At 70.2% G+C, this 19,816-nt stretch carries 25 protein-coding genes, 1 tRNA gene and 2 pseudogenes; 12 read left to right on the top strand and 16 right to left on the bottom strand.

The window, feature by feature from the left end; all coding sequences use genetic code 11:
* From ACFY0K_RS33505 to ACFY0K_RS33495, 3 genes are all read right to left on the bottom strand, one after another.
* Positions 1–876, bottom strand: coding sequence for an NUDIX hydrolase (locus tag ACFY0K_RS33505; protein WP_390642961.1), 876 nt, complete (start codon positions 874–876; stop codon positions 1–3).
* Positions 877–949: 73 nt separating this feature from the next.
* Positions 950–1,414: a RidA family protein gene (locus tag ACFY0K_RS33500; protein WP_390642960.1), complete on the bottom strand. Its 465-nt coding sequence runs from the start codon at positions 1,412–1,414 to the stop codon at positions 950–952.
* Positions 1,414–1,572: a DUF4177 domain-containing protein gene (locus ACFY0K_RS33495; protein ID WP_019992579.1), complete on the bottom strand. Its 159-nt coding sequence runs from the start codon at positions 1,570–1,572 to the stop codon at positions 1,414–1,416. Before ACFY0K_RS33495 ends, ACFY0K_RS33500 begins: the two co-directional genes overlap by 1 nt.
* Positions 1,573–1,679: 107 nt before the next feature.
* On the opposite strand from ACFY0K_RS33495, the gene ACFY0K_RS33490 reads away from it, so the two are divergent.
* Positions 1,680–2,657, top strand: a complete 978-nt coding sequence (locus ACFY0K_RS33490; RefSeq protein ID WP_351960857.1) for an ArsA-related P-loop ATPase — start codon at positions 1,680–1,682, stop codon at positions 2,655–2,657.
* A complete protein-coding gene (locus ACFY0K_RS33485; RefSeq protein ID WP_390642959.1) occupies positions 2,654–4,063 on the top strand; it encodes an ArsA family ATPase in 1,410 nt (469 codons plus the stop codon). The genes ACFY0K_RS33490 and ACFY0K_RS33485 overlap by 4 nt, the downstream gene beginning before the upstream one ends.
* A gap of 11 nt (positions 4,064–4,074) precedes the next feature.
* Here the strand turns inward: ACFY0K_RS33485 and wblA are convergent, their stop codons facing one another.
* A complete protein-coding gene (gene wblA / locus ACFY0K_RS33480; protein ID WP_132856581.1) occupies positions 4,075–4,413 on the bottom strand; it encodes a transcriptional regulator WblA in 339 nt (112 codons plus the stop codon).
* A 560-nt stretch (positions 4,414–4,973) separates the two neighbouring features.
* Here wblA and ACFY0K_RS33475 point away from each other — a divergent pair.
* Positions 4,974–7,277 carry a transglycosylase domain-containing protein gene (locus ACFY0K_RS33475; protein ID WP_390642958.1) on the top strand — a complete coding sequence of 768 codons (2,304 nt, stop codon included), beginning with the start codon at positions 4,974–4,976 and terminating at the stop codon, positions 7,275–7,277.
* 87 nt (positions 7,278–7,364) lie between these two features.
* On the opposite strand, the gene ACFY0K_RS33470 is transcribed toward ACFY0K_RS33475, so the two are convergent.
* Positions 7,365–7,832: a GatB/YqeY domain-containing protein gene (locus ACFY0K_RS33470; RefSeq protein ID WP_351960854.1), complete on the bottom strand. Its 468-nt coding sequence runs from the start codon at positions 7,830–7,832 to the stop codon at positions 7,365–7,367.
* A 103-nt stretch (positions 7,833–7,935) separates the two neighbouring features.
* Here ACFY0K_RS33470 and ACFY0K_RS33465 point away from each other — a divergent pair, with 103 nt between their 5' ends.
* The 4 genes from ACFY0K_RS33465 to ACFY0K_RS33450 all read left to right on the top strand — a co-directional run bounded on the left by ACFY0K_RS33465 (position 7,936) and on the right by ACFY0K_RS33450 (position 10,214).
* Entirely contained in the window at positions 7,936–8,862 is a 927-nt protein-coding gene (locus tag ACFY0K_RS33465; protein ID WP_390642957.1) for a metallophosphoesterase, read from the top strand.
* A gap of 153 nt (positions 8,863–9,015) precedes the next feature.
* Entirely contained in the window at positions 9,016–9,777 is a 762-nt protein-coding gene (locus ACFY0K_RS33460; protein ID WP_351960852.1) for a Pr6Pr family membrane protein, read from the top strand.
* Positions 9,778–9,851: 74 nt separating this feature from the next.
* Positions 9,852–9,925: transfer RNA gene (locus ACFY0K_RS33455), tRNA-Pro, on the top strand.
* A gap of 52 nt (positions 9,926–9,977) precedes the next feature.
* Entirely contained in the window at positions 9,978–10,214 is a 237-nt protein-coding gene (locus tag ACFY0K_RS33450) for a hypothetical protein (protein ID WP_351962628.1), read from the top strand.
* On the opposite strand, the gene ACFY0K_RS33445 is transcribed toward ACFY0K_RS33450, so the two are convergent.
* Positions 10,211–10,951, bottom strand: coding sequence for a TIGR03943 family putative permease subunit (locus ACFY0K_RS33445; protein WP_351962629.1), 741 nt, complete (start codon positions 10,949–10,951; stop codon positions 10,211–10,213). The two genes, ACFY0K_RS33450 and ACFY0K_RS33445, sit on opposite strands and share 4 nt — an antisense overlap.
* Positions 10,948–11,961 carry a permease gene (locus tag ACFY0K_RS33440; protein ID WP_390642956.1) on the bottom strand — a complete coding sequence of 338 codons (1,014 nt, stop codon included), beginning with the start codon at positions 11,959–11,961 and terminating at the stop codon, positions 10,948–10,950. Before ACFY0K_RS33440 ends, ACFY0K_RS33445 begins: the two co-directional genes overlap by 4 nt.
* A gap of 286 nt (positions 11,962–12,247) precedes the next feature.
* Here ACFY0K_RS33440 and ACFY0K_RS33435 point away from each other — a divergent pair.
* Positions 12,248–12,739 (top strand): annotated as a pseudogene (locus tag ACFY0K_RS33435) (permease); the annotation flags it as partial.
* Positions 12,740–12,804: 65 nt separating this feature from the next.
* Here the strand turns inward: ACFY0K_RS33435 and rpsR are convergent.
* The 6 genes and pseudogenes from rpsR to ACFY0K_RS33405 all read right to left on the bottom strand — a co-directional run bounded on the left by rpsR (position 12,805) and on the right by ACFY0K_RS33405 (position 15,083).
* A complete protein-coding gene (gene rpsR / locus ACFY0K_RS33430) occupies positions 12,805–13,047 on the bottom strand; it encodes a 30S ribosomal protein S18 (RefSeq protein ID WP_390642955.1) in 243 nt (80 codons plus the stop codon).
* A gap of 20 nt (positions 13,048–13,067) precedes the next feature.
* A pseudogene (locus ACFY0K_RS33425) lies at positions 13,068–13,397 on the bottom strand (GTP-binding protein); the annotation flags it as partial.
* Between the two features lie 121 nt (positions 13,398–13,518).
* Positions 13,519–13,776, bottom strand: a complete 258-nt coding sequence (locus ACFY0K_RS33420; protein WP_390642954.1) for a type B 50S ribosomal protein L31 — start codon at positions 13,774–13,776, stop codon at positions 13,519–13,521.
* 5 nt (positions 13,777–13,781) lie between these two features.
* Positions 13,782–13,946, bottom strand: a complete 165-nt coding sequence (rpmG, locus tag ACFY0K_RS33415; protein ID WP_390642953.1) for a 50S ribosomal protein L33 — start codon at positions 13,944–13,946, stop codon at positions 13,782–13,784.
* 129 nt (positions 13,947–14,075) lie between these two features.
* Positions 14,076–14,618, bottom strand: a complete 543-nt coding sequence (locus tag ACFY0K_RS33410) for an SMI1/KNR4 family protein (protein ID WP_390642952.1) — start codon at positions 14,616–14,618, stop codon at positions 14,076–14,078.
* A 228-nt stretch (positions 14,619–14,846) separates the two neighbouring features.
* Positions 14,847–15,083 (bottom strand): hypothetical protein, encoded by a 237-nt coding sequence (locus ACFY0K_RS33405; protein ID WP_351962636.1) that lies wholly within the window; start codon positions 15,081–15,083, stop codon positions 14,847–14,849.
* 270 nt (positions 15,084–15,353) lie between these two features.
* Here ACFY0K_RS33405 and ACFY0K_RS33400 point away from each other — a divergent pair, with 270 nt between their 5' ends.
* The 3 genes from ACFY0K_RS33400 to ACFY0K_RS33390 all read left to right on the top strand — a co-directional run bounded on the left by ACFY0K_RS33400 (position 15,354) and on the right by ACFY0K_RS33390 (position 16,995).
* Positions 15,354–15,530 (top strand): hypothetical protein, encoded by a 177-nt coding sequence (locus ACFY0K_RS33400; RefSeq protein WP_390642951.1) that lies wholly within the window; start codon positions 15,354–15,356, stop codon positions 15,528–15,530.
* Between the two features lie 177 nt (positions 15,531–15,707).
* Positions 15,708–16,268 (top strand): hemerythrin domain-containing protein, encoded by a 561-nt coding sequence (locus ACFY0K_RS33395; RefSeq protein WP_390642950.1) that lies wholly within the window; start codon positions 15,708–15,710, stop codon positions 16,266–16,268.
* 214 nt (positions 16,269–16,482) lie between these two features.
* Positions 16,483–16,995: a hypothetical protein gene (locus ACFY0K_RS33390; protein ID WP_390642949.1), complete on the top strand. Its 513-nt coding sequence runs from the start codon at positions 16,483–16,485 to the stop codon at positions 16,993–16,995.
* Positions 16,996–17,057: 62 nt separating this feature from the next.
* On the opposite strand, the gene ACFY0K_RS33385 is transcribed toward ACFY0K_RS33390, so the two are convergent.
* Entirely contained in the window at positions 17,058–17,516 is a 459-nt protein-coding gene (locus tag ACFY0K_RS33385; RefSeq protein WP_390642948.1) for a MarR family winged helix-turn-helix transcriptional regulator, read from the bottom strand.
* A 63-nt stretch (positions 17,517–17,579) separates the two neighbouring features.
* On the opposite strand from ACFY0K_RS33385, the gene ACFY0K_RS33380 reads away from it, so the two are divergent.
* On the top strand, positions 17,580–17,948 hold the full coding sequence (locus ACFY0K_RS33380) for a VOC family protein (protein ID WP_390642947.1): 369 nt from the start codon (positions 17,580–17,582) through the stop codon (positions 17,946–17,948).
* An 81-nt stretch (positions 17,949–18,029) separates the two neighbouring features.
* Here the strand turns inward: ACFY0K_RS33380 and ACFY0K_RS33375 are convergent, their stop codons facing one another.
* Together ACFY0K_RS33375 and ACFY0K_RS33370 are read right to left on the bottom strand one after the other, a co-directional pair.
* On the bottom strand, positions 18,030–18,752 hold the full coding sequence (locus tag ACFY0K_RS33375; protein WP_390642946.1) for a methyltransferase domain-containing protein: 723 nt from the start codon (positions 18,750–18,752) through the stop codon (positions 18,030–18,032).
* Positions 18,753–18,862: 110 nt separating this feature from the next.
* Positions 18,863–19,600 (bottom strand): flavodoxin family protein, encoded by a 738-nt coding sequence (locus tag ACFY0K_RS33370; protein WP_390642945.1) that lies wholly within the window; start codon positions 19,598–19,600, stop codon positions 18,863–18,865.
* Between the last annotated feature and the right edge of the window lie 216 nt (positions 19,601–19,816).

Here is a 19,816-nt window from a genome sequence, read left to right as displayed (position 1 = left end):
TCAGGCTCCACCGGTCGTCAGGTCGGTCGGTATGCGCTTGGTGAACTCGTCGTGGCCCGGCCAGGTCAGGACGATCTCGCCGTCCACCAGCCGGGCGCTGGCCAGCACCGGGGTCATGTCCCGCGCGGCTGCCGCCGCGAGCGTCTCGGCGGCCGTGCCGTACGGCAGCAGCTGGCGCAGGGTGGCGATGGTGGGCGGCATCATCAGGAGTTCGCCCTTGTCGTAGCCGGCGGCGGCCTCCGCAGGGCGGATCCACACCGTGCGGTCGGCCTCGGTGGAGGCGTTGCGGGTGCGCTGGCCCGCGGGCAGGGCGGCGACGAAGAACCAGGTGTCGTAGCGGCGGCTCTCGAACTCCGGGGTGATCCAGCGCGTCCAGGCGCCCAGCAGGTCCGAGCGCAGGACCAGGCCCCGCCGGTCCAGGAACTCGGCGAAGGACAGGTCACGGGCGACCAGGGCGGCGCGGTCGGCCTCCCAGTCGTCCCCGGTGGTGTCCCCGACGACGGCGTCCGGGGCGGGCCCGGCGAGCAGCACGCCGGCTTCCTCGTACGTCTCCCGGACGGCCGCGCAGACGATCGCCTGGGCGCCCGCCTCGTCGACGCCGAGCCGTTCGGCCCACCACGCGCGCGTGGGGCCCGCCCAGCGGACCAGGTGGTCGTCGTCGCGCGGGTCGACGCCGCCGCCCGGATACGCGTACGCGCCCCCGGCGAAGGCCATGGAGGCGCGTCTGCGCAGCATGTGGACGACGGGACCGTCCGGGGTGTCCTTCAGGAGCAGCACGGTGGCCGCGCGCTTCGGGGCCACCGGCACGAGGGTGCCCTCCGCGTGTGCGCGGATGCGGTCCGGCCACTCGGGGGGATACCACTGTCCATCGGCCATTACCGGAGGCTATCCCGTGGGGAGCGAATGTTCGAGAGGTGCCCCGGCGGATCACGCCCCCGGTTCCGGTCGGCTACGGCTCCAGCTCGACCTGGACCTCGACCTCGACCGGCGCGTCCAGCGGCAGGACCGCGACGCCCACCGCGCTGCGCGCGTGCACGCCCTTGTCGCCGAGGACCTCGCCGAGCAGTTCGCTGGCACCGTTGATCACGCCCGGCTGCCCGGTGAAGTCGGTCGCGGAGGCGACGAAGCCGACGACCTTCACCACACGCGCGACGCGGTCCAGGTCACCGGCGACGGACTTCACGGCGGCCAGGGCGTTCAGCGCGCAGACGCGGGCCAGCTCCTTGGCCTCCTCGGCGGTGACCTCGGCGCCGACCTTGCCGGTGACCGGGAGCTTGCCGTCCACCATCGGCAGCTGGCCGGAGGTGTAGACGTACGCACCGGACCGTACGGCCGGCTGGTAGGCGGCGAGCGGCGGGACGACCGCGGGCAGCGCGAGACCGAGTTCGGCCAGCTTGGCCTCCACGGCGCCCATTACGGCTTCTCCCGCTTCAGGTAGGCCACGAGCTGCTCGGGGTTGTTGGGCCCGGGGACGACCTGGACGAGCTCCCAGCCGTCCTCGCCCCAGGTGTCCAGAATCTGCTTCGTGGCATGGACGAGCAGCGGCACGGTTGCGTATTCCCACTTGGTCATGGGGCCGACTGTATCCGCTGTGACGGACGGGACACGTGGCCCACCGCACGCACGGTTATCCACAGCCTCCCGCGTGAGTTTCCGGCCGACTGGTTAGTCTCGAAGATGTGAGCAGGCTCCAGGTCGTCAGCGGCAAGGGCGGGACCGGAAAGACGACGGTCGCCGCCGCACTCGCGCTGGCCCTCGCGACCGAGGGGAAGCGGACGCTTCTCGTGGAGGTCGAGGGCCGGCAGGGCATCGCCCAGCTCTTCGAGACGGAGGCGTTGCCCTATGAAGAGCGGAAGATCGCGGTGGCACCGGGAGGCGGTGAGGTCTACGCGCTCGCCATCGATCCCGAACTGGCCCTTCTGGACTACCTCCAGATGTTCTACAAGCTCGGCGGGGCGGGCCGGGCGCTGAAGAAGCTGGGCGCGATCGACTTCGCCACCACCGTCGCGCCCGGCCTCAGGGACGTGCTGCTGACCGGCAAGGCGTGCGAGGCGGTGCGCCGGAAAGACAAGGCCGGGCGCTTCATCTACGACTACGTCGTCATGGACGCCCCGCCGACCGGCCGCATCACCCGCTTCCTGAACGTCAACGACGAGGTGGCCGGGCTGGCCAAGATCGGCCCGATACACAATCAGGCACAGGCCGTGATGCGGGTGCTGAAGTCCAAGGAGACGGCCGTGCACATGGTCACCCTGCTGGAGGAGATGCCGGTCCAGGAGACCGCCGACGGCATCGCCGAACTGCGGGCCGCGCGGCTGCCGGTGGGCCGGGTCATCGTGAACATGGTCCGGCCGGAGGTGTTGGACGCCGCCGATCTGGAACTCGTACGGACCGTGCCGCGCACCGCCGTGGCGCAGACGCTGTCGGCGGCCGGGCTCGGCGGGGCACGGCGCGGCGGGAAGGCCGAGCAGCTGGTCGACCCGCTGCTCGCGCAGGCCGCCGAGTACGCCGAGCGGTACACGCTGGAGCACGAGCAGCGCGCGGTCCTCGCCGAGCTGGACCTGGAGCGGCACGAACTGCCGCTGCTCGCCGAGGGGATGGACCTGGCGGGCCTGTACGAACTCGCCCGCGAACTGCGGAAACAGGGGATGTCATGACTCCGGACCCGGCCGAGGCGCAGGACGACGCCCGTCGCCTGTCGCACGCGCCCGCGCTCGACGTAGATCCGCTGCTCGACGACCCGGAGACCCGGATCGTGGTGTGCTGCGGCTCGGGCGGCGTCGGGAAGACCACCACCGCGGCGGCCCTGGGCCTGCGGGCGGCCGAGCGGGGCCGCAAGGTCGTCGTGCTGACCATCGACCCGGCCAAGCGGCTCGCGCAGTCCATGGGCATCGACTCGCTGGACAACGTGCCGCGGCGGGTGAAGGGCACCGAGGGCCCCGGCGAACTGCACGCCATGATGCTGGACATGAAGCGCACCTTCGACGAGGTCGTGGAGGCGCACGCGGACGCCGAGCGGGCGGCCGCCATCCTGGCCAACCCCTTCTACCAGTCACTCTCGGCGGGCTTCGCGGGCACGCAGGAGTACATGGCGATGGAGAAGCTGGGCCAGCTGCGGGCCCGGGACGAGTGGGACCTGATCGTGGTCGACACCCCGCCCTCCCGCTCCGCCCTGGACTTCCTGGACGCGCCGAAACGCCTCGGCTCGTTCCTGGACGGCCGGCTGATCCGGCTGCTGACCGCCCCCGCGAAGCTCGGCGGCCGTGCGGGCATGGCCTTCCTGAACGTCGGCATGTCGATGATGACCGGCACGCTCGGCAAACTGCTCGGCGGGCAGCTGCTGAAGGACGTACAGACGTTCGTGGCGGCGATGGACACGACGTTCGGCGGGTTCCGCACCCGCGCGGACGCGACGTACAAGCTGCTTCAGGCGCCGGGTACGGCGTTCCTGGTGGTGGCGGCTCCGGAGCGGGACGCGCTGCGTGAGGCCGCGTACTTCGTGGAGCGGCTGGCCGCGGAGGACATGCCGCTGGTCGGTCTGGTCCTCAACCGGGTCCACGGCAGCGGCGCCGCCCGGCTGTCGGCCGAGCGCGCGGTCGCCGCCGCGGAAAATCTTGAGGAACCCCGCATTGTCGATCAGGGTGACGGGAAAGCTGGACTTCGTAACTCTCCCGACACGTACGGCAGTTCTGAATCACCCGCGCCCGCGCCGTCCGAGTCCCGGCCCGACGGATCCCCCTCGTCAGGGCCCACGGACACGACTGTGGACATGACTGCGGACACGGCTGACGAATCCCCCTCGTCAGCAAGCCCGTCGTCACACAGCCCGTCGTCGGAAAACCCGGACCGCACCGTCGACCAGCTCACCGCAGGCCTGCTGAGGCTGCACGCCGAGCGCATGCAGCTGCTCTCCCGCGAGCAGCGCACACGTGACCGCTTCACCGCGCGCCATCCCGAGGTGGCCGTGGTGGAGGTGGCCGCGCTGCCCGGCGACGTGCACGACCTCACGGGGCTGCGGGACATCGGCGACCGGCTCGCGGCGGGCCGGCCGGAGCTGCCGTAGACCTGTCCGGTCTAGCTCACGGCCGCGTAGTTCTCGTACACCTCGTCGCTGTCGAGGGGGACGATCCCGGTCCCCCGCTCGTACTCCGAGCGCGCTGTCTCCAGGAGCCTGCGCCAGGAGGTCACGGTGGGCCGCCGGCGCAGCAGTGCGCGACGCTCCCGCTCCGTCATGCCTCCCCACACGCCGAACTCGACGCGATTGTCCAGCGCGTCGGCCAGGCATTCCGTGCGTACCGGACACCCGGTGCACACCGCCTTGGCCCTGTTCTGCGCTGCTCCCTGAACGAACAGTTCATCCGGATCGGTAGTGCGGCAGGCAGCCTGCGCACTCCAGTCGGTTACCCAGCCCATACCGGCGCCGTCCTCTCCCGAATCGAGGCTCCCCCACGGCGGCAGCGGCATATTCACCGCCGCCAGTTGAGGACGTTACGGAAGGTGGGCACAGCGCAACACCCCCTTCGGGCCCAATCTTGAATGGCCCGAACGGACTATGGGTAAGCGGCAGATCACCCGCGGGAGTGAGCTGGCGACATGCGTGATGATCGCGGCAAAACAGGACAGCCGTGATGCGTCACAACGGACGCCGAGTGACACACGAGGCGGATTCGGACACGCCATCAACACCTGACCCGAAAAAAAGCGGGCAGGTTCCGGAACGATTCGGGGTCGCCGGACGTATTGATACGTGGCCGCACTGCTGTGACAGTTGAGAGCAGCTTAGGCCAAGGCCTGTACGTGTGTCCGGCGAATGGCAAGGTAGACCGTTCATGTCGTCGTGCCGTCGGGCAGAGCATGCCGTGCGGTCGGCCGGGGTGAGCCGGGTCGCCCTCTATGTCACGATCCTGCACTCGAACATCCCGAGAGCCACCCGCTCCCCCGGAACGGCAAGCACTACGGATTAGGCTGCCCCCATGCCAAAGAAGCGCTCGGGCGGTGGTCTGTCGACCACGCAGCAGGCCGCCAAGTTCCTCGGTGTCAGTGTGCTCGCGGGAGCCGTGATGGCGGGCATCGCGCTGCCCGCGGCCGGGGCCCTGGGCCTCGCGGCCAAGGGTTCGGTGCAGGGCTTCGACGAGATCCCGGCCAACCTGAAGAGCCCGCAGCTGAGCCAGCGCACCAGGATCCTCGACAGCGAGGGCAACCAGATCGCCCAGGTCTACTCCCGTGACCGCACGGTGGTGGAGCTCAAGGACATCTCGCCCTACATGCAGAAGGCGATCGTCGCGATCGAGGACTCGCGCTACTACCAGCACGGCGCCATCGACCTGAAGGGCGTGCTGCGCGCGCTGAACAAGAACGCGCAGAGCGGCGGGGTCGCCCAGGGCGCGTCCACGCTCACCCAGCAGCTGGTGAAGAACTACTTCATCGAGGAGGCCGGCGACGACCCGACCAAGGTCGCCGAGGCCACCCAGCAGACCCTCGGCCGCAAGGTCAAGGAGCTGAAGTACGCGATCCAGCTGGAGGAGAAGCTCGGCAAGAAGAAGATCCTCGAGAACTACCTGAACATCACCTTCTTCGGCGAGCAGGCCTATGGCATCGAGGCCGCCTCCCAGCGCTACTTCTCCAAGCACGCCAAGGACCTCAACCTCCAGCAGTCCGCTCTGCTGGCCGGCATCGTCCAGTCGCCGAGCCGTTACGACCCCGTCAACGACGAGGCCGAGGCCACCAAGCGGCGCAACGTCGTCCTCGAACGCATGGCCCAACTCGGCGACATCTCCCAGGCGGAGGCCGACAAGGCCAAGGAGGCCCCGCTCGGCCTGCACGTCACCCAGCCGAAGAACGGCTGCATCACCGCGGCCAAGGGCGCCGGGTTCTTCTGCAAGTACGTCGAGAACGTCTTCCTGACCGACCCGACCTTCGGCAAGACCCGCGAGGCGCGCGCCAAGCTCTGGAACCAGGGCGGCCTGACCATCCGCACCACCCTGGACCCGCAGGCGCAGGACTCGGTGCAGACGTCGATCAAGGACCACGTCTACAAGTCCGACTCGGTCGCGGCCGCCGCCACCCTCGTGGAGCCCGGCACCGGCAAGATCCTGGCGATGGGCCAGTCGAAGCCGTACGGCTACAACAAGAACGAGACCGAGTACAACTTCTCGGTGGACCGGGACTACGGCGGCTCCAACTACGGCTTCCCGACGGGTTCGACGTTCAAGCCGTTCGTGGCCGCGGCCGCCATCGAGGGCGGCAAGCCGGCGACACAGGAGTACTCGTCGCCGTACAAGATGAACTACCCGAGCCCCGTGCAGCAGTGCAACGGCAAGCAGTGGGTCAACACGGACGGCGAGCAGGTCCAGAACGAGAACGAGTCCGAGGTCGGGCCGTACCAGATGAAGAAGGCGATGGCGAAGTCCATCAACACCTACTTCGTCCAGCTGATCTCCGACATCGGCCTGTGCCCGGTGGTCAAGATGACCGACGCGCTCCACGTGCACCAGGGTGACGGCTCGAAGCTCCCCGAGACCCCGTCCATCGCCCTCGGCGCGATCGGCCTGTCGCCGCTGACCATGGCGAGCGCGTACGCCACCTTCGCCGACCGCGGCATGTACTGCACCCCGGTCGCCATCGAGTCGATCACCCAGAAGGTCGGCAACGAGCAGAAGTCGATCCCGGTCCCGAAGTCGACCTGCTCGCGGGCGATGAGCGAGAAGACCGCGGACACGATCAACACCCTGCTGCGCGGCGTGATCGACTCCGGTACCGGTCAGCAGGCCGGCCTCGACGACCGGGAGAGCGCGGGCAAGACGGGTACGACCGACTCCCGCAAGAACGCCTGGTTCGTCGGCTACACGCCCAACCTCGCGGGCGCGGTCTGGGTCGGCAGCGCGAAGCAGAACGTCGAGATGACCAACATCACCATCGGCGGCGTCTACCACTCCGAGGTCTTCGGCGCCGACACCCCGGGTCCGATCTGGAAGGACGCCATGACGGGCGCCCTGGAGGGCAAGGCCGACGAGTCCTTCAACCTCGTGGACATCCCGGACGAGAACAACCACGACAAGGGCCACGGGAACGACAACGGAAACGGCGGCAACAACAACGGCGGCAACGACAACGGCGGTCTGATCGGCGGTCTCATCGGCGGCAACGACACCGGCGGCACGACGGACGGCTCGACGAACGGCGGCGCCAACCCGAACCCGACCTTCTCCCTCCCCGCCGGCTTCATCCAGGGGAACGCGAACGGGGGCCGCAACGGGAACGGCGGGAACCGGGGCTGATCCTCAGCTCCGACCCGGTACGACGGCGGGGCCGCACCTCTCGGAAGAGGTGCGGCCCCGCCGTCGTACCGCCTGCCTGCCGCCCGCTCAGCCCTGGAGCCGCTTCTTCACCGCGGCGGCGACCCGGCCGCCCTCGGCCAGGCCGGCCACCTTCGGGTTCACGATCTTCATCACGGCGCCCATGGCCCGCGGCCCCTCGGCGCCCGCCGCCTTCGCCTCCTCGACGGCCTGGGCGACGATCCCCTCCAGCTCCTCGTCGCTGAGCTGCTTCGGCAGGTAACCGGCGAGGACCTCGCCCTCCGCCTTCTCCCGCTCGGCGCTCTCGGCGCGGCCGCCCTGGGTGAAGGCCTCGGCCGCCTCCCGGCGCTTCTTCGCCTCCTTGGCGATCACCTTGAGCACCTCGTCGTCGGAGAGCTCACGCTTCTCCTTGCCCGCGACCTCTTCGTTGGTGATCGCGGCGAGCGTCATCCGGAGCGTGGCCGAGCGGAGCTCGTCACGTCCCTTGATCGCGGCGTTGAGGTCGTCCTGCAGCTTCGACTTGAGCGTGGTGGTCATGGCACCGATTGTCGCAGGTGCCGCATGTCCGACGCCCGCCGATTTACCCACCTCACGTACCGCCCGGTCTCTGAGCGCCCGCTCGGTCTGACACGATGGTCATATGCGCGCTCGATACGGAGTACCCCTGGGAATCGCGGCGTTCGGCGCCGCGGGTGTGTTGTACGCGGCCGGCTACGAGGTCCGTTCCTTCCGCCTGCGCCGGGTGACGGTCCCGGTCCTCCCGCCGGGGATGCGCCCGCTGCGCGTGCTCCAGGTGTCCGACATCCACATGGTGAGCGGCCAGCGCAAGAAGCAGCGCTGGCTGCAGTCGCTGGCGGGCCTGCGCCCGGACTTCGTGATCAACACGGGCGACAACCTGTCCGACCCGGAGGCCATCCCGGAGGTACTGGACGCGCTGGGCCCCCTGATGGAGTTCCCGGGCGCGTACGTCTTCGGCTCCAACGACTACTACGGCCCCAAGCCCCGCAACCCCGCCCGCTACTTGCTGGAGAAGGTGAACGGCAAGCACGGCCTGAACGGCAACCCGCCGGTCGTCGGCGCGATCCACATCGACTGGGAGGAGCTGCGGGACGGCTTCGACGGGGCGGGCTGGCTGAACCTCACGAACACGAGGGGCACCCTGAAGATCGAGGGCGCCTCGGTCGAGCTGACGGGACTGGACGACCCGCACATCAAGCGCGACCGCTATCCGCAGGTTGCAGGCGGCCCGTCCGCCACGGCGGACTTCTCGATGGGCGTCGTGCACGCCCCGTACCTGCGCGTCCTGGACTCCTTCACCGCGGACAACTACCCGCTGGTCCTGGCCGGCCACACCCACGGCGGCCAGCTCTGCGTCCCCTTCTACGGCGCCCTGGTCACCAACTGCGACCTGGACGCGGACCGGGTGAAGGGCCTGTCCACGCACATGGCCGAGGGCCGTACGTCCTACCTGCACGTCTCCGCGGGCTGCGGCACGAACCGCTACACCCCGGTCCGCTTCGCCTGCCCACCGGAGGCGACGCTGCTGACGCTGGTGGGCCGGGAGTAGGCCCGATGGACCGGACCGGTGAACCGCTGGACGGGCCGCTGGGCGCACCGCTGGACGGACCGATGAACATACGACGAACGTACCGGTGATCGAATAACCCACACGGCGTAGGCCGAAATGCCGCACATGCCCCTTTGTCCATAATTTGGGGGCATGACGACTCCTCCGATACCCAGGGACATTCCCGACCTCCCCGCGGTCCCGGGCACGCCCGTACTCATACCCGGACACGTTCCGGCGACGGCCGTGGTCGCCCCCGTCCGCCGCCCCGTGACCGCGGTGTTCCGCCTCCTGACGGCCGTGCTGGCATCGGCGGGCGTGGCGCTGGAGCTGCTGCTGGGCAGCTCGGACCGGATCCTGAGCTACTTCGGAGTACAGGCGGCGATACTCCTCGCCCTGGTCAGCCTCGCCTCGGCCCGCCGTGCCTGGCTGGCGGGCCGCCCGCTGCCCTCGTCGCTGACCGGCGCGGCACTGCTCTACGCCGTGATCTCGTCCCTGGTCTACCACCTGCTCCTGGGCCACACGACTCCCCCGTTCTCGATGACGGGCTCGACGCACCTTCCGGTGGCCTGGCACGGGCAGTGGCTGGCCCTGCAGCTCCTCTATACGGCGGCCCCCGCGGCGGCGCTCCTGGACTGGCTGATCCTCACGCCCCCGGGCCGCCTCCACCTCCGCCACACGCCGGCGTGGATGCTGTACCCCCTGGCCTACCTGGCCTTCACCCTCGTCCGGGCGCAGCTGCTCCTTCCCGGCACGCCGGGCCGCTACCTCTACCCCTTCCTGGACGCCGAGCAGCACAGCTACCGCGCCATCCTGGCCAACGCCCTCCTCGTCGGCCTCGCCTGCTACGCCCTGGCAGTCCTCCTGGTAGCCCTCGACCACACCCGCCCGAACCCGGTCGGGCGCCGCCCCTAAACCGGATTTCGTCTCCAGCCACCAGTGGGCTAAAGTAAACGACGTCGCCGCGACAAGCAGCACAGCAGCGACACCGGGGTGTAGCGCAGCTTGGCAGCGCGCTTCGTTCGGGACGAAGAGGTCGTGGGTTCAAATCCCGCCACCCCGACGCTGAAGTACCAGGTCAGGGGCCTGATCCAGTCGATGGATCAGGCCCCTGAGTGATTCCTGGGGATCGCGCGTCGGCCGGCCAACTCGGCCTCTTCGAGCAGGACCTGGCTCCGCTGGAGTGGGTGCCGCTGGACTTCCGGTACCGCTTCCGTTGCTCGGACGAGGACTGCCCCACGCACGACATGGGCCTGAAAGACTGGGTCGCGGCTCTCCCCCGGACCTTCATGCTGCTCGGCCTGTTCTGTCCGAAGGCGAACATCGTGCAGTACGTACAGGAGGGTCGCTAGGAAGGTGTGAGCGGCAGGTCGTCCGTATAGGCGTTGACCGGTTGGGCGACCTGCTCGGTGCGCCTCACGTCGAGGGCTGCTGTCGCGGACTTCGTGCCGAGGCTGCCCTGGGGATGCCATGTTCCGGTGACGGCCACCCAGGTGTTCGCGGGGAGGGCGTCGGTGCCGTACATCCGGACCTTGACCGACTGGGCGTCCGCCGCGCAGCAGGTGAAGATGATCCGGGTCAGGTACCAGCCGCCGCCCTGGCCGGCCGGGGTGACGAAGCCGGTCATCCGGACGGTACGGCCCTTGATGCCCAGCTTGCGGTCCTGCTGGACCCGGGCGGTGAATTCACTGAGCGTCATGGGCAGGGGCGAGGTCCCAGCGGGCAGCGGGTCGAACTCCTTCTGTTTCTTCACCACCTTGGCCGTGGCACGCGAGGCCGAGTAGGCGCCGAGGGCGGGCGGGGCGTAGAGGAGGAGGCTGAGCGCGGGGAGGAAGAGCAGCCAGGCGATGCGCGGGGCGGTGGAGTGGTCGTGGCCGTGCGCGCTTTCATGGCCACGATCGTGGTCGTGATCCTTCCGGTCTAGCGCCGCGCCCGCCAGGCCGAGCAGCAGCAGGAGTACGCCGGATGCGATCAGCAGCGGGCGCAGGCCCTCTTTGACGTAGCGCAGGTAGAGGTCGGTGAAGAGGGCGGCATGCAGCAGCCCCATGCCGGTCAGGGCCAGCAGGACGACTTGGGCCGGGCGCTTCACAGCAGTGCGCCTCCGATCAGGACACTGGTGACCACGGCCACGACGGTGGTCGCGGTGGAGAAGCGGAGTGCGAACGCCCGGCCGAAGGTGCCGGCCTGCAGGGCGATCAGTTTCAGGTCGACCATCGGGCCGACCACCAGGAAGGCCAGCCGGGCGATGGGCGAGAAGCCGGTGAGGGAGGCGGCGACAAAGGCGTCGGCCTCCGAGCAGACCGCGAGCAGCACGGCGAGCGCCGTCAGGAAGAGGACGGACAGCCAGGGTGAGCCGGCGAAGGTGTCGAGGACGGAACGGGGCACGGTCACGTTGAAGGTGGCCGCCGCCATCGCGCCGAGCACCAGGAAGCCGCCCGCGTGCAGGAAGTCGTGCTGGAAGCCGCGGCGGAACTCCGTCCAGCGGTGGTGACCCGGCTGGTGGCCGGTGTGGCGGACGGTGGGCCGCAGCCACTCCTCCCGTCCCAGCCACAGCCACAGCCAGCCCATGACGGCGGCAGTGGCGAGCGAGGCGAGCAGGCGGGCCACGACCATCGCTGGACTGCCGGGAAAGGCGACTGCCGTGGCGGTGAGCACGACGGGGTTGATCGCGGGCGCCGAGAGGAGGAAGGCGAAGGCCGCGGCCGGGGTGACACCGCGGCGGATCAGGCTGTTCGCGACGGGGACCGAGGCGCATTCGCAGCCAGGCAGGACGACGCCGGCGGCACCGGCAACCGGGACGGCGAGCGCGGGGCGTCTGGGCAGGATCCTGGTGAACAGGTCGGCCGGTACAAAGGCGTTGATCGCGCCGGACAGGACCGTGCCGAGCAGGAGGAACGGCAGCGCCTGGACGGTGATGGCCAGACAGACGGTGCGCCAGGCCGAGACGGCGGGACCGTTCAGCCACGGGGTGCCGGTGAGCACGAGGGCGAACGCCAGTCCGGCGACAGTGACAACGCCGACGGCCCACGGCCGTGGGGCGGTACGTCGCCCGGGCAGCGCAGCGGGCGCGGTCGCCACTCCACCCCCCACATCAAGCATTTCATCCGTTTTTGGCATTTTTACTCCGGATGTCGGATGTCGAGGCTGAAGATAAGCGAGGAAGGCGCCCCGCACGGCATCCACACGCCGCCATGGATGAATGCTGATGATAAGGACTAACCGCCTTTTTAGGGTTCCGCCTCCGGGCGGTGCCATGCGGTGCCGCGGACGGCGGCCAGGACGTGACCAGGGTCCACTTGCCAGACGGGACCGCCATCGCCGCCGCCTCAGGGCTGGTCGGCTGCTTCCTCGTCCTGCGAGCCCAGGTCTTCACCGGCGGGGGCGCCTGAACCCCGGGCCGGGCGGCGGACGCAGCCACGGCGCCGCCCGGCCCGGCACGGACACCGGTCCGGCACCCTGGTCTCGCACCGGCACAGCCGTCACTCCGACAGCTTCCTGCGGGGCGGGGCCAGGCCGGTACACAGCGTCCGTCGCCGCCTGGTGGACGGTCTTCACAGCCGTCGTCGTCCAGGGTGTCCCGTTCCTGTCGCTGGGCACGGTCGTCTCCGCGGCCATCGGCGCCTTGGTGCCCGAGCGCGTCTTCAGCCGGCTGCTGCCACGCAACCAGGCCCTCGCCGTGCCGGTCGCGGGCGCGGCCGGTGCCGTCCTGCCCGGGTGCGAGTGCGCGTCCGTACCGGTGGCCGGAAGCCTGATGCGGCGCGGGGTGGCCCCGGCCGCCGCGCTCGCGTTCCTGCTAAGACGGTCAAGAAGGTCCGTGAGCCGTCGGACCCCTACGAAAAGCGTTGACCCGCTCGGCGCGGCCTGGCCGGGTCGTCCAGGCCACCCACGGTCGGGACGACACGTCGGCGGCGACCCGGTTGCCGGCAGGTCTGTCTGCCTCGGCTATCGGGAGCCGTAGGGCAGGAGCGCCATCTCGCGTGCGTTCTTGATGGCCTGCGCCATCTGCCGCTGCTGCTGACGCGTCACATGGGTCACCCGACGGCTGCGGATCTTTCCGCGGTCGGAGATGAACTTCCGCAGCAGATCGGTGTCCTTGTAGTCGATGTAGGTGACGCCGACGGCATCCAGCGGGTTGGTGCGCGGACGCTTGACGGTCTCCCGCCGGATGCGTGTGCCTCGGGGCATGGTGGGGTCGGTCCTCCCTTTCAGGTCACGGGGTCGAGCAAGTCGTCAAAGGCGTGCGGAAGTTGTTGCCAGCGGTCCCTGCCCGCCGCGTACTCGTCCTCGGTGAGCAGGCAGGAGTCGAGCAGGGCCAGCAGACCGTCACGGTCCAGGCCGGGCGAGGTGAAGGTGAGGTACTGGCAGCGGTCCCCGTGTTCGGGGTGCCAGTCCACGGAGGCGGCGAGGCGGCGTTCGGCGGGCACCATCTCCCAGGCGGCATCGGGCAGGGCGGCCAGCCAGGGCCCGGCCGACTCCACGCTCAGCGCGCCGCCGGCGGCGTCCCAGGACAGCAGGGTGTCGGGGCGGTCCGCCAGCAATCGTGGTGCAGCGCCACCGAGCCGGGGACCGTCCGCAGGATCTCCTCGACGGCGGCCCCACGGGCGTCGGCATGCAACCCTACGACGATCGCGACCTGCAGCCGCGCCCCGTCCACGCTCACCCCTCGCTCCGTCCGAGACCGTAACGCCGCTCGAAGCGCTCGACGCGGCCCGCGGTGTCCAGGACCCGCTGCGTGCCGGTGTAGAAGGGGTGGCTCGCCGAGGAGATCTCGACGTCGATGACCGGGTAGGTGTTGCCGTCCTCCCATTCGACGGCCTTGCCGCTCGTGGCCGTGGACCGGGTGAGGAAGGCGAAGTCGGCGGCGCGGTCGCGGAAGACGACGGGTCGGTACTCGGGGTGGATTCCGGATTTCACGGCTCTCAGCGCTCCTCACGGAAGTCGACGTGCCGGCCGACGACGGGGTCGTACTTGCGCAGCGTCAGCCGGTCGGGGTCGTTACGGCGGTTCTTGCGGGTCACGTAGGTGCAGCCGGTGCCGGCGGCGGACCTCAGCTTGATGATCGGGCGCAGTTCGTTACGGGCCATGGACAGCACCACGACTACGTGGACGTGCGCTGACCGGTCTTCTCGACCACCACGAAGGGCGCCCCGGGAACCTCCGGGGCGCCCTTCACCGCAGCGACTCTCTCCTTCCGAACCGCGCGGGCGGCGCGTTCAGTCCCACCAGTCCTCGCCGGTGTGCCAGCGCCGCACCCATTCCTCGAAGCCCCATGCCTGGTCTTCAGGCGCCGGGACGGCACCGACGTCGGTGATCATCCACACCTCGCCGCGACGGGGGCCCGTGGTCAGCAGGAGCCAGAAGGTCTGCCCGTCCTCGCAGCCGAGGACGACGGACCCGTTGTTGAACGCGGCTTCGATCCTCGGGTCCTCGGGGGCGGCGTCCTCGTCGCCCTCCCAGTGCCAGGCTGCCTGCAGAGGGAACGGCTTGCCTGGTTGCCGGGGGCCGAGACCGGGCCAGGTGTCGGGCAGCCAGCCGAGTGGCTGGAGTCCACCGTCGCCGGCGGGGCCGAGGCTCGACCCGTTGCTGATGTCCGCGACGAAGGTCCTGTACGGCTCCGGGAGAACCACGCCGTTCTCCGCTTCCCACGCCGCGACGGCCTCACGGCCGAGCGCCGGTTCGCGCCATTCCGGCGGGAACGCGGAGCGCAGGAAGTCGAGAGTGGCTTCGGCAGGGCGCTGATCACGTGTGACTGTCACGGCAGCATGCTGGCAGAAGGGTCCGACACCCGGTCTCGGTCCCATCGGCGCAGCTTTTCGCGCGCGGCGCACGATGCCGATCGTTTCGCGGACGGATACCCGTGGCGGTCCGGCGATGACTCTGGGTCGGCAGCCAGGATGACGTACGAGCGGGCGGGAAGCTCGTCCTCCAGGCCCCGGCGGAGTGGTCGTGGGGCCTGGAAGGAGTCCCCCCGCCGGCAGGTGGCGTCAGTCGCTCGCCAACCGGCTGCGCAGCAGTGACTTGCCCAGCTCTGCGCCCTTACGGCTGTCAGCCTGTGCCTTGGTGAACAGCTCGACCAGTTGCGTGTCCTTCGCCCGCTCGGCGTCCTTGATGAAGGTGTCCAGCCGCAGGGCGTTCTCCAGGCAGCTCTCGACGTACCAGAGAAGGTTGTAGTCCTTGTCCTGCGTTCCGGTGATGTTTCCGGTTTCCGTGGCGCTGGCCATCGTCGCATCACTCCGTTCCGCTGTGTCGAAGCGGGCGCTCAGCCCGCTGACGTTGTCTTCCGGACTGGTCGCCGAGTACCCCCGGTGGGACACGACGCACCGGTGACAGTCGCCCCTTTCATCGAAGCGGCATGCCCACGATGGAGGCGGCCCGGCTCGGAGCAGGTTTCCCGCCCTGCTCATCGGACACTCGGGACGAGGACGAGAACCGGGGGCAGGACGGACGAACCGGACTTCAACAGACCGGACCCAGAAGGAAGATGAGCCGCTGTGACTGCGGAAGTCAGTGACCCGATCGCCGCTCGCCGCCCCGAGACGGGCTGGGCGAGGGCACGCCGCCTGCGCGGGCAGGGCATACGCACCTGTCTGCGGCCGACGCTCGACGACAACGCGGGGCGGCGGACGCGGCAGGGAGACGACTGGAACGTCGTACGGGGCGAGGACTGACCACCGTCGCACGGGCTCCGTGGGTCCATCGGCACCCCTGGTAGCGGGACGTCGGCGCATCCGACCGAGTGCACCTGGCGCGGTTCGGTGCCGATTCGCGCTGGGCCGGGAACCAGTGTCAGCTGGGCGGGACCGTCCCGTCCAGGCATGAGCATGGCAGGGAAAGGCGGGAAAACGATGGGGCACGGCGGAGACGCGATTGCGGAGCTGATGACCGACCACCGGGAGGTCGAGGAGATGTTCGCCCGGATCAAGGCGATGCCGGGCGGCGGACAGGAACTCCGCGACGTGGTGGACGAGGTCACCATCGAGCTGGTCCGGCACTCGATCGCCGAGGAGGAGTACCTGTACCCGGCGGTACGCGAGCACATCGAGGGCGGCGACCGGATCGCCGACAAGGAGATCGCGGACCACAGCCGGGTCGAGAAGCTCCTGAAGGAACTGGAGAAGAAGGACATCGACGACCCGAAGACGGGCCCGTTGCTGCAGCTGCTCATGGACGAGGTCTCCGCCCACGTCCGGGACGAGGAGGACAACCTCTTCCCCGCGCTGCAGCAGGCGTGCACCGCCGAGGCGCTGAACGACCTCGGGGACAAGATCCGCCGGGCCAAGTCCATGGCCCCCACCCGCCCGCACCCCTCCGCCCCGAACACCCCGCCCGCGAACAAGCTCCTTGCCCCGGGCGCGGGCCTGGTGGACCGGGCCCGCGACCTCATCACGGGCCGAGGCAAGTCCTGACCGAAGCCGAGCGAGTGTTCCCGGGCCGGGGCCGCGCCGTGCGGCCCCGGCCCGCACCCCGGACGCGGCGCGCTCTGTGACGCGGCTCATTCCCTCTTCCGGTCCGGCTGCCTAGGCTGACGGGTCACGAGCGGGGCAGCGCGGCCCCGCACCACAGCTCGCGGAACCGATCTGCCGGACACAGGCGAGCACGCTCCCCGAGGGACCGACCGCCGTGACCGACGACCTCACACCTGTCATAGCCGCCTCCACCCGCTGGCTCCTGGCCGCCTACCCCGCCCCCGGCGGGGCGCTCAGCCGGGCACTGGCCGAGGCACAGGCCCGGCAGGCCGTCACACTCGCCGCCACCCTGTGCTACCCCACCGGCCTCGACGTGCAACTGCTCCACCTGCTCGCCCCCAGTGGATCCCACGGGCTGGACCGGCTCAGGGGAGGCGAGCCGCCGTCCGGCGACGCCGCCTGGCGGACCTGGGTCGACGAAACCGTCGTGAGCTGGGCGGCCTGCCTCCTGGCCGACCCGGCCCTGGCCGCCCGCGCCGTCCGCCGGGTCCTGGCCGTGAGCGAGCACCACGCCACCGCCGGCCTTCACCGACTGACCAGCCCCGGGGAGCGGGACGCCGAGGCCACCCCTCTGCTGCGCCATCCCGATCTGGTGGAGCACATCGCGGGCCTGCACCGGCCTCGGCTCATGGAAGCGCTCAGCCTCGACGGCGCGGACCTGGCCTGACGGCAGCGCCCTGGAGGCGGTCGCTCCGACCGGGCGCGGCGAGACGTGCGCCGAGGAGCGAGCTATGCACCGGTGTCGCCCTCGCGCAGGGAATGGATCATGCTCTGCAGGCTCCGGAACGCGTTCGACTGCTCGGTCTCGGACATGCCGGCCAGCATTCTGACCTCGACGGACCTGACGGCCGCGCTCGCCTTCTCCAAGCTCTGCCGGCCGCGCGGCGTGAGCCGGGCGGGAAGCGCCTTCCCGACGGGCGCTTCCGCGGGCCTGGTCACATAGCCGTCTCGTTCCAGGGCCTGGAGCAGCACGTTCATCGACTGCCGTGTCACGAACGCGCCACGCGCGAGCTCGGAGTTCGACAGGCCCGGCCGTTGCGCCAGCAGTTCGAGACAGGAGTAGTGCGTCACGCTCATCCCGAGCGGCCGCAGCACCTCCTCCATGGCAGCGCGCAGGACACTCGAAGCCTCTTTCAGCAGGTAGCCCAGTGATTTGTCCAGGTCGACGCCGGCACCCCTTTGACTCATGTCAGAAGTCTGACATACGGTGGCGCGTGTCAGGAATCTGACACGCAGAGAAGGAGCATCACCATGCCCGCCACCGGCCCCGACTTCGTCTCCCTCCAGGCGCGCGATCTCGACGCTTCGCAGGCGTTCTACGAGCAGTACCTCGGCCTCGTCCGCTCGCCGGCCGGGCCTCCGCACGCCGTCGTCTTCGAGACCAGGCCGATCGCGTTCGCACTCCGCGACGTCGTCCCCGGCACCGATCTCGCATCCGTTGCCCAGCCCGGCATCGGTGCCGCGATCTGGCTCCACGCCACCGACGTCCAGGCCATCCACGACGCGCTGGCCGCCGACGGCCACACCATCGTCTCCGCACCGATCGACGGCCCGTTCGGCCGGACGTTCACCTTCGCCGACCCCGACGGCTACCACGTCACCCTCCACGACCGCGCCTGACAGGCCGAACGGAGGCTCACCACCGCGCAGACCGTCCGGCGGAGGCCCGGTGAGGGTGCCGGTGAGGGTGCCGCGTCCGGCTCAGCCGACCGCGGTGCCGTCGTCCTGCGTCGATGCGAGGGCACCGTCTGGGCGGCCACCGGCTGATCCCCGGTGGGCGAGGGCGGCGAAGCAGCGGTGTCCGCTCGCCCACTGGTCGGTGACGGTGAGGGCGAGGTCGGCGGCGATCCGGTGGAGCGCCGGTCGCCCTAGCCGGGCCCAGGGAAAGGACGGACCGCCCTGGCCGTGTCCGTTCTCGAACCGGGCGGTGCACTGTTCTTCCACGTCATGGGGGTCGATCTCCACGACGAGGCGTCCGGTGGGGGCGATGATGCCGCCGCAGCGGCGCAGCAGACCATGGGGGTCGCCTCCGATACCGATGTTGCCGTCGATGAGCAGCGCCGTCCGCCAGCCTCTCTCGGCCGGCAGCCGGTCGAAGACCGACCGGTGCAGTGCGAGCCCGCCCAGGGCGGTGGTCAGCGCGACCGCGCGAGGTGTGATGTCGACCCCGAGGGCGAAGACTCCCCGGCCCAGGAGTGCTCTGCACATGCGTCCCGGACCGCAGCCGACGTCGAGGACGGGACCGGCGCAGCGTTCCAGCACGCTCCTGTCGGCCGCCGTGGGCTGCTCGTGCCAGCGGTGGACCGGCATCCGGATGCGACGCCCGTCGTCCAGCCGTAGATACACCGGTTCCCGGCCGGGTCGCAGGGCGAGCGCGTAGGGATCCTCGCCGGCGTCGTACAGCTCCTCCTCGTCCGTTGTCACGGTGCCGTGCCATGTCCGGCAGCGGGTCGGCTCTCGTTCTCGCCGCCCGGTCGGCGGCCGCGGCGCAGTTTCACGGCGAAGTCCCTGACGATCCGGCGGTGAGCACCTGCCTAACGGTGTTCGGGGTTCTCGTAGTCGCGGCGGCAGCCGGCGTCCCAGGCGGTGCGCTGGTTGCCGTAGGCGGGGATACCGCCGAGGTCCTTCAGCGCGCGGGCCAGGTGGAGCAGGTTCCAGGTCATGAAGGTGGTGTTGCGGTTGGTGAAGTCGTTCTCCGGGCCGCCGGAGTCCGGGTCGAGGTACGAGGGGCCGGGGCCCGCCTCACCGATCCAGCCGGCGTCCGCCTGGGGCGGGATGGTGTATCCGAGGTGCTGGAGGCTGTAGAGCACGTTCATGGCGCAGTGCTTGACGCCGTCCTCGTTGCCGGTGATCAGGCAGCCGCCGACCCGGCCGTAGTAGGCGTACTGGCCTGCTTCGTTGAGCAGGCTGGAGCAGGCGTAGAGCCGCTCGATCACCCGCTTCATCACCGAGCTGTTGTCGCCGAGCCAGATCGGGCCGGCCAGTACGAGGATGTCCGCCGCCATGACCTGCCGGTACAGGTCGGGCCAGGCGTCCGTCGCCCAGCCGTGCTCCCGCATGTCGGGCCAGACCCCGGTGGCGATGTCGTGGTCCACCGCCCGCACGACACCGACCTGCACGCCCTGCGTCCCCAGGATGGCGGTGCTGCGGTCGATCAGCCCCTGGGTGTTGCTGGTCTCCGGCGAGCGCTTGAGGGTGCAGTTGATCACCAGCGCGCGCAGGTCGTCGTACCGGGCCGGCGGTGCATCGGTGGTGGGCGACGAAGCGGTCACACGTACCTCCTGAAAGCCCTGCCGCCGCCGGCTGCGCGGCGAGTCGTCCACGTCCGGGCTCCAAGCCTGTGGGCCGCCCGCGCAGGGCGCCACCGCGGCGCCTCCGAACGGGCCCCCGTGACGGTGATCAGGTTGCGTACGTTTCCGCCCGACGCTGGCACGCCGGGCGGGCCGGGTACGAAGCCGGGCACAGGGACGTTTCGGGAAGACGGGAGC

Source organism: Streptomyces sp. NPDC001507, from assembly GCF_042894765.1.
Lineage (GTDB): Bacteria > Actinomycetota > Actinomycetes > Streptomycetales > Streptomycetaceae > Streptomyces.
Note: the sequence above shows the minus strand (reverse complement) of the source record. Positions and strands in the feature narration are given on the sequence as shown.